General features: G+C 47.4%; 7 protein-coding genes. All 7 read left to right on the forward strand.

Features of this window, described 5'->3' with window-relative positions; all coding sequences use genetic code 11:
* On the forward strand, window positions 1-488 hold a 488-nt coding region (locus QN379_RS22805), incomplete at its 5' end, for an L-threonylcarbamoyladenylate synthase (protein WP_323507708.1).
* Between the two features lie 110 nt (window positions 489-598).
* On the forward strand, window positions 599-1,288 hold the full coding sequence (locus tag QN379_RS22810; protein ID WP_322238948.1) for a site-2 protease family protein: 690 nt from the start codon (window positions 599-601) through the stop codon (window positions 1,286-1,288).
* 47 nt (window positions 1,289-1,335) lie between these two features.
* Complete coding sequence (locus QN379_RS22815) at window positions 1,336-2,538, forward strand: tryptophan--tRNA ligase (RefSeq protein ID WP_322238946.1); 1,203 nt, start codon at window positions 1,336-1,338, stop codon at window positions 2,536-2,538.
* A gap of 16 nt (window positions 2,539-2,554) precedes the next feature.
* Complete coding sequence (locus QN379_RS22820) at window positions 2,555-3,172, forward strand: class I SAM-dependent methyltransferase (RefSeq protein WP_322238945.1); 618 nt, start codon at window positions 2,555-2,557, stop codon at window positions 3,170-3,172.
* A gap of 194 nt (window positions 3,173-3,366) precedes the next feature.
* Window positions 3,367-4,245, forward strand: a complete 879-nt coding sequence (gene dapA, locus QN379_RS22825; RefSeq protein WP_322238943.1) for a 4-hydroxy-tetrahydrodipicolinate synthase — start codon at window positions 3,367-3,369, stop codon at window positions 4,243-4,245.
* A gap of 58 nt (window positions 4,246-4,303) precedes the next feature.
* Window positions 4,304-5,476 carry an outer membrane protein assembly factor BamC gene (gene bamC / locus QN379_RS22830; RefSeq protein ID WP_322238941.1) on the forward strand — a complete coding sequence of 391 codons (1,173 nt, stop codon included), beginning with the start codon at window positions 4,304-4,306 and terminating at the stop codon, window positions 5,474-5,476.
* A gap of 72 nt (window positions 5,477-5,548) precedes the next feature.
* Window positions 5,549-6,352, forward strand: coding sequence for an MBL fold metallo-hydrolase (locus QN379_RS22835; protein ID WP_322238939.1), 804 nt, complete (start codon window positions 5,549-5,551; stop codon window positions 6,350-6,352).
* The last annotated feature ends 128 nt before the right edge of the window (window positions 6,353-6,480 follow it).

Below are 6,480 nucleotides of genomic sequence, written 5' to 3' on the forward strand. Positions count from 1 at the left end.
ATAAAGATGCGGTCGAGCGATTGCGCCGGATTCGCGGCGTGGATGACAAACACCACTTGACGCTGTTATGTAAAGATCTGAGCGAAATTTCGGAATATGCCAAGATTGATAATCGGCAATTTCGTCTTTTAAAAAGTGGCACGCCCGGGCCTTATACTTTTATTTTGGGCGCATCAAAGGAAGTGCCACGCCGGTTGAGCCATCCATCACGCAAAACGATCGGCTTGCGTGTGCCTGAAAATGTGGTCGTGCAAGCTTTATTGGAAGAGTTAGGTCAGCCATTAATTGGTACTACGCTGATTCTGCCGGGTAGCGGATTGCCGTTGACTGAAGCCGATGAGATTCGCGATCAACTGGAGAAACAGGTGGAATTGGTTGTCGATAGTGGCGCGTGTAGTTTTGAGCCAACTACGGTGATTGATTTGACCGCAGATGAGCCAATGCTAATTCGTCAGGGACGCGGCGATATCCAGATGTTTGGCTTATAGTCATGCCAAAATACAATTAATTCGTGTTACTCTTTTTTAGCGAATGATTTTAACTGGTCATTTGTTCCGAATTTGCCGGGCTTTTGGGCCTCTCTGTTAAACTTCTGCTAATGAATGAACTAATTCAAACTATTGCCGTACTAGCGTTACCCATGCTTTTCGCCATTACCTTGCACGAAGCGGCACATGCTTATGCAGCGAAGTATTTTGGTGATTCCACAGCTTACATGTTGGGTCGCATGAGTCTCAATCCTGTCAAGCACATTGATCCTTTTGGCACTGTACTGATTCCGTTGTTAATGTATTTTTCCACTGGTGGCGCATTCCTCTTTGGCTATGCAAAACCTGTACCGGTCAATTTTGGTCAGTTGCGCAAACCTAAACGTGACATGGCATGGGTGGCCTTGGCCGGGCCAGCCGCAAATTTGGTAATGGCACTCGGTTGGATGTTGTTATGGATCGGGTTGGCTGCCTCTGGATCGGAAGCCAAGGATTTCTTTGTAATGATGGCACAAGCCGGTATCCGGATAAATCTGGTGTTATTTGCGCTTAATTTGTTTCCGCTGCCGCCGTTGGATGGCGGTCGTATTCTGTTTAGTTTGTTGCCGCATACATACGCGTTTAAACTTGCCAAGATTGAGCCATATGGTTTCTTTATCGTATTAGCTTTGTTATTGATCAAGTTACCGCAATTTGGCGATCAACCTACTTTGTACGTCGTGTGGATTACGCCATTGATGCATATCGCGTCGACTGTTCTACAATGGATCGTGACACCGCTACTGATGCTGTTGCGTTGACACAGCATTCCCCTTTCATCTTGCTACTCTGACATCTCACATTAACTATGTATCCTGATCGCGTTGTATCTGGCATGCGCCCCACTGGCGCATTGCATCTTGGCCATTATCACGGCGCTTTGAAAAACTGGGTTCGGTTGCAATCCGAACTGCCTTGTTTGTTTTTTGTCGCTGACTGGCACGCGCTGACCACTCACTATGACGATCCAAGCCAGATCGAAACAAGCACGTGGGATATGTTGATTGATTGGCTTGCTGCGGGTGTTGATCCCTCACAATCGACATTGTTTATTCAGTCGAAAGTGCCGGAGCACGCCGAGTTGCATTTACTGCTATCAATGGCGACGCCACTTGGGTGGTTGGAACGTGTTCCGACTTATAAGGATCAGCAAGAAAAGCTCGCTGATCGCGATCTGGCTACCTACGGTTTTCTTGGTTACCCGTTGTTGCAAGCAGCTGACGTGCTGATTTATCGTGCCACGCAAGTGCCGGTCGGTGACGATCAGGTCCCCCATATCGAAATGATGCGAGAGATCGCCCGTCGCTTCAATCATCTATATGGCAAAGAAAAAGGCTTTGAAGAAAAAGCGCAAGATGCCGTCAAAAAATTAGGTAGCAAACGCGCCAAGTTATACAACGAACTGCGCGTTGATTTTCAGCAGAAGGGGAGCGAAGAGGCTCTCGAGCAAGCCAAAGCGATGCTGGACGATGCGCAAAATCTGTCAATGATTGATCGTGAACGTCTATTTGGATTTCTGGAAGGAAGTCGCAAATTGATTCTTTCCGAGCCTCAAGCGCTGTTGACGGATGCGTCTCGCTTGCCAGGCCTGGATGGCCAAAAAATGTCGAAAAGCTATGGCAACTCGATCGCCTTGCGCGATGACAAAGACGTCGTTACCAAGAAGGTGCGCACGATGCCAACTGATCCGGCACGCGTGCGACGCACTGATCCGGGTGAGCCGGCCAAGTGCCCTGTTTGGCAGTTTCATTTGGTGTATTCCGATACTGCCACGCAGGAGTGGGCGGCAAAAGGCTGTCGCTCGGCTGGCATTGGTTGTCTGGAGTGCAAGCAACCGGTGATTGATGCCATCGTCCGCGAGCAAGAGCCTATGCACGAGCGAGCGCAACAGTATCTGGATGATCCTTCGCTGGTGCGCGCCATTGTTGCCGATGGCGCAGATCATGCCCGCAAATTGGCGCAAGATACGATGCGCGACGTGCGTGAGGCGATGGGTTTGAGCTACAGTTGATTGATAGTCTCCTTATTTGTCTAATCATGTATGGGTGCCTGACACGATGATTGTTAAACCGATGACGATCACAGCGTTGCCTGTATCCAGCTGGGTTAGTCGTTTTGCGTCAGCCATTCCAGCCGGACAGGTTCTCGATTTGGCTTGCGGTGAAGGGCGCCACAGTCTATTTTTGGCGACGTCGGGCAAGGATATGTTGGCGGTTGATCGTAATCCGAACCTGCTCGCCGGTATTGCGGCAACACAAATTGCCACATACCAGATTGATTTAGAAACTGGCGACGACGATGCGCTTGCCGAATTGTTTCAACCGGCGCGGTTCTCTGGTGTGGTGGTGACGAACTATTTATATCGACCGCTAGTTGCCTTAATGCTTGATAGCATTGCCAATCAAGGCATCTTGTTATACGAGACCTTTGCTGAAGGTAATCAACAGTTTGGCAGACCCAGTAACCCCGATTTTTTGCTGGAACATGGAGAATTGTTGCGGTGGTTGGAGGCTGATAGCGAGAATGTCTGGCATGTTGTCGCGTTTGAGGAAGGTTTTGTTGAGCGACCTAAGCCAGCCATGATTCAGCGGATTTTCGCGATAAAAGGAACTGCTAGTTCCGTTAGCGGTCTACGGCTAGATTAAAATATTATCTGAGCCAAGCTTGTTTTTTTGATTCTGTATTTTCAATAATTTCAAAGATAGATTTTAAGCGTTAAATTACTTAGGTATCAATTTAGTAATTTAATTTGTTATTTGATTTGAATTGCAGGTGGAATTTCCCCATATTGGCGGCGATCCGCTACAATCAGGTTTTTATCTCTTTCGTATTGACTATCATGATCCAAGGTAGCATCGTTGCAATCATCACTCCCATGCATTCGGACGGCAGCCTTGATTTGCCAGGTTTACGTAATCTGATAGATTGGCACATCGCCGAAGGTACTGACGCCATTGTTATCGTCGGCACTTCAGGTGAATCGCCAACGCTCCCGGAAGCAGAGCATTGTGAATTAATCAAAGTTGCAGTGGAGCATGCTGCAAAACGTATTCCGATCATTGCTGGCACTGGTGGCAACTCTACCGCTGAGGCAATCAATTTGACGCGCTATGCCAAAGAGGTTGGTGCAGATGCCTCTTTGCAAGTTGTGCCTTATTACAATAAGCCGACGCAAGAAGGCATGTATCAGCATTTTAAGAAAATTGCGGAATCTGTTGATCTGCCGGTCATTCTGTATAACGTACCAGGCCGTACGGTAGCGGATATGAGCAATGAAACGATTTTGCGTCTGGCGCAAATTCCCGGCATCATCGGGGTTAAAGATGCGACTGGTAATATTGCACGTGTTACTGATTTACTGCGTTTGGCACCGGCAGATTTTGCCGTATATTCCGGCGATGATGCGACCGCGATGGCACTTATGTTCTGCGGTGGCAAAGGTAATATTTCAGTCACTGCTAACGTCGCGCCTCGGGATATGCATTTGTTGTGTGTCGCAGCGATCAAAGGTGACGTAGCTGAAGCCATTCGGATAAATAATAAGTTGCTGCCGTTGCACGTTCAATTATTTATTGAGCCAAATCCGATTGCGGCTAAATGGGCATTGTGCGAAATGGGAATGATCCCTTCAGGAATACGTTTGCCTCTGGTGCCGTTGTCACCGGAATTTCACGCACCTGTCCGAGCAGCATTGCGCGAATCAGGTGTATTAAAATAAGCTGCGCTGACAGGCGTTTTCTCTAGAATTTTTCTCGTTCCATTCATTCTGTATTCACATGACTATTCGCAAGAACATTCCTTCGACATCACGCAGTGCTATTCAACGTAATCTTGTTTTCACTCTGGCATTAACCAGCTTGGCAGGTTGCTCCTCTATCAATTCAATGATGGAGCCGGATCGTATCGATTACAAAAGCGCTGATAAAGTAAAAACGCCAAAGCTTGATATTCCACCTGATTTGACGCAATTGCAGCGGGAAAATCGCTATGCTATTCCAGATTCAAATCAAGGAACAGCCACTGCTTCAGGTTATAACCTTCAACAAGGTATTAAACCCGCAGCTGATGTTGCCGTGATTGCGCCTAACGGTGCGCCGGATATGCATATCGAACGTGATGGCTCGCAGCGCTGGTTAGTGGTGCAAACTACTCCAGAGAAGTTGTGGCCAAAGATTAAAGACTTTTGGCAAGATTCAGGATTTTTGATCAATACCGAAAATCCTGATACTGGCGTAATGGAAACCGATTGGGCCGAAAATCGGGCCAAGATACCACAAGATTTTCTGCGTAATACGCTGGGTAAAGTATTCGATTCAATCTATTCGACGGGGGAACGTGACAAGTTCCGTACGCGCCTTGAACGTGGGCCAAACGGTACGACCGAAGTTTATATCAGTCATCGCGGCGCGGAAGAGGTGCTTACTGGCGCTTCAAAAGAAACGAGTATCTGGACTTCGCGCCCAGAAGATCCACAGTTAGAAGCTGAGTTTTTGTCGCGTTTGATGTCTCGCCTCGGTGCGGATCAGGTGAAGGCAAAAGCGGCGGTGGCTAATTCACCGTCGTTACAAGCGCGTTCTAAGCTTGTAAAGGGTGCTCTCGGGACGAGTTACGTTGAAGTAGACGAAAGTTCTGATCGCGCTTGGCGACGTGTTGGTTTGGCGCTTGATCGCGTCGGCTTCACAGTAGAAGATCGTGATCGCACGCAAGGTGTCTATTTTGTCCGATACGTCGATCAAGATGAAGAGGCTAAAGACAAGAAATCAGCTGGTTTCTTCTCAAAAATGTTCACAAGTTCTAAGAAGGACGATAAAAAGGCTGCCCGCTATCGGGTCGTTGTAAAGGCTTCCGGTTCGGCGAGTCAGGTTGCAGTGCAGAATAACGCAGGTCAACCAGAAACGTCGCCAGCGGGAGACAAAATCCTGACTTTGTTGAACGAGCAACTTAAGTAATTGTTTGTAGTGTTGTTTTTGCAATTGTGTCGCAGTTAGTGCTGCGAGGCAATTGCATCTTAGGATTAGTCGTTGAAATTTGCCAGCCTCGGAAGCGGTAGCGAAGGTAATGCCTTATTGATTTCCAGCGCTTCTGCTACCCCTTCTACTGAAACCAAAGCCACAACCAACGTTATGTTGGATTGTGGCTTTGGCATTAAAGAGACCGAACGTCGTTTGGCTAGGTTAGGTCTCGATCCCACTGATTTATCTGCTATTGTTGTCACACATGAGCATCAGGATCATATTGGTGGTGTCTTCAAACTAGCTCGCCGTTATGCATTACCCGTATGGCTGACGCATGGCACCTTTGCTGCCATCTCAAAATCACTTAAAACGCGTAGTGCGGTTGAGATGCATTTTTGTCGCGATGGTGAAGTTCTGACTATCGGAGATTTGGAATTGACGCCCTATACCGTTCCTCATGACGCCAGAGAGCCGGTGCAATACGTTGCTAGTGATGGCACATTACGGCTTGGCGTGTTAACCGATGCTGGAAAATCCACAAATCACTTGATTCGCGCTCTAAACGGTTGTCACGCACTTGTTTTAGAGTGCAATCATGATAGTCAGATGCTTCTCGATTCAGCTTACCCACCTTCACTTAAGCGTCGTATCGGCGGTGAGTATGGGCATCTTTCAAATGATGTTGCTGCAGACATCTTGGCTGCGTTAGATCAGTCGGTTTTGCGTAAAGTAATCGGCGCGCATTTAAGTCTGCGTAATAACACTCGCGAACTCGCACTGGCAGCGCTTAATCGCGGCAGAAAAAATCAAGATATTGAATTAACGATTGCCTGTCAGGAAGACGGATTCGATTGGATCGACATTTGTTAAAAATGAAGAGTATCCATAGAGGTTTGTAGCCGAGCAGGTTTTGACTTAAGTCTTACTAAGCCCTATTACATATGGTTACAAATAGGATAAGAAAATTGAATCCAGTGATGTTGAATGCAGCATATTTT

The sequence above is a fragment of the Glaciimonas sp. Gout2 genome (assembly GCF_035018905.1).
In the GTDB taxonomy this organism is placed as follows: Bacteria; Pseudomonadota; Gammaproteobacteria; order Burkholderiales; family Burkholderiaceae_D; genus Glaciimonas.

What these genes read in the sequence shown, in the direction of transcription:
- dapA (WP_322238943.1), top strand. Translation starts at nt 3,367, where the DNA reads ATGATCCAAGGTAGCATCGTTGCAATCATCACTCCCATGCATTCGGAC.
- bamC (WP_322238941.1), top strand. Translation starts at nt 4,304, where the DNA reads ATGACTATTCGCAAGAACATTCCTTCGACATCACGCAGTGCTATTCAA.
- QN379_RS22810 (WP_322238948.1), top strand. Translation starts at nt 599, where the DNA reads ATGAATGAACTAATTCAAACTATTGCCGTACTAGCGTTACCCATGCTT.
- QN379_RS22815 (WP_322238946.1), top strand. Translation starts at nt 1,336, where the DNA reads ATGTATCCTGATCGCGTTGTATCTGGCATGCGCCCCACTGGCGCATTG.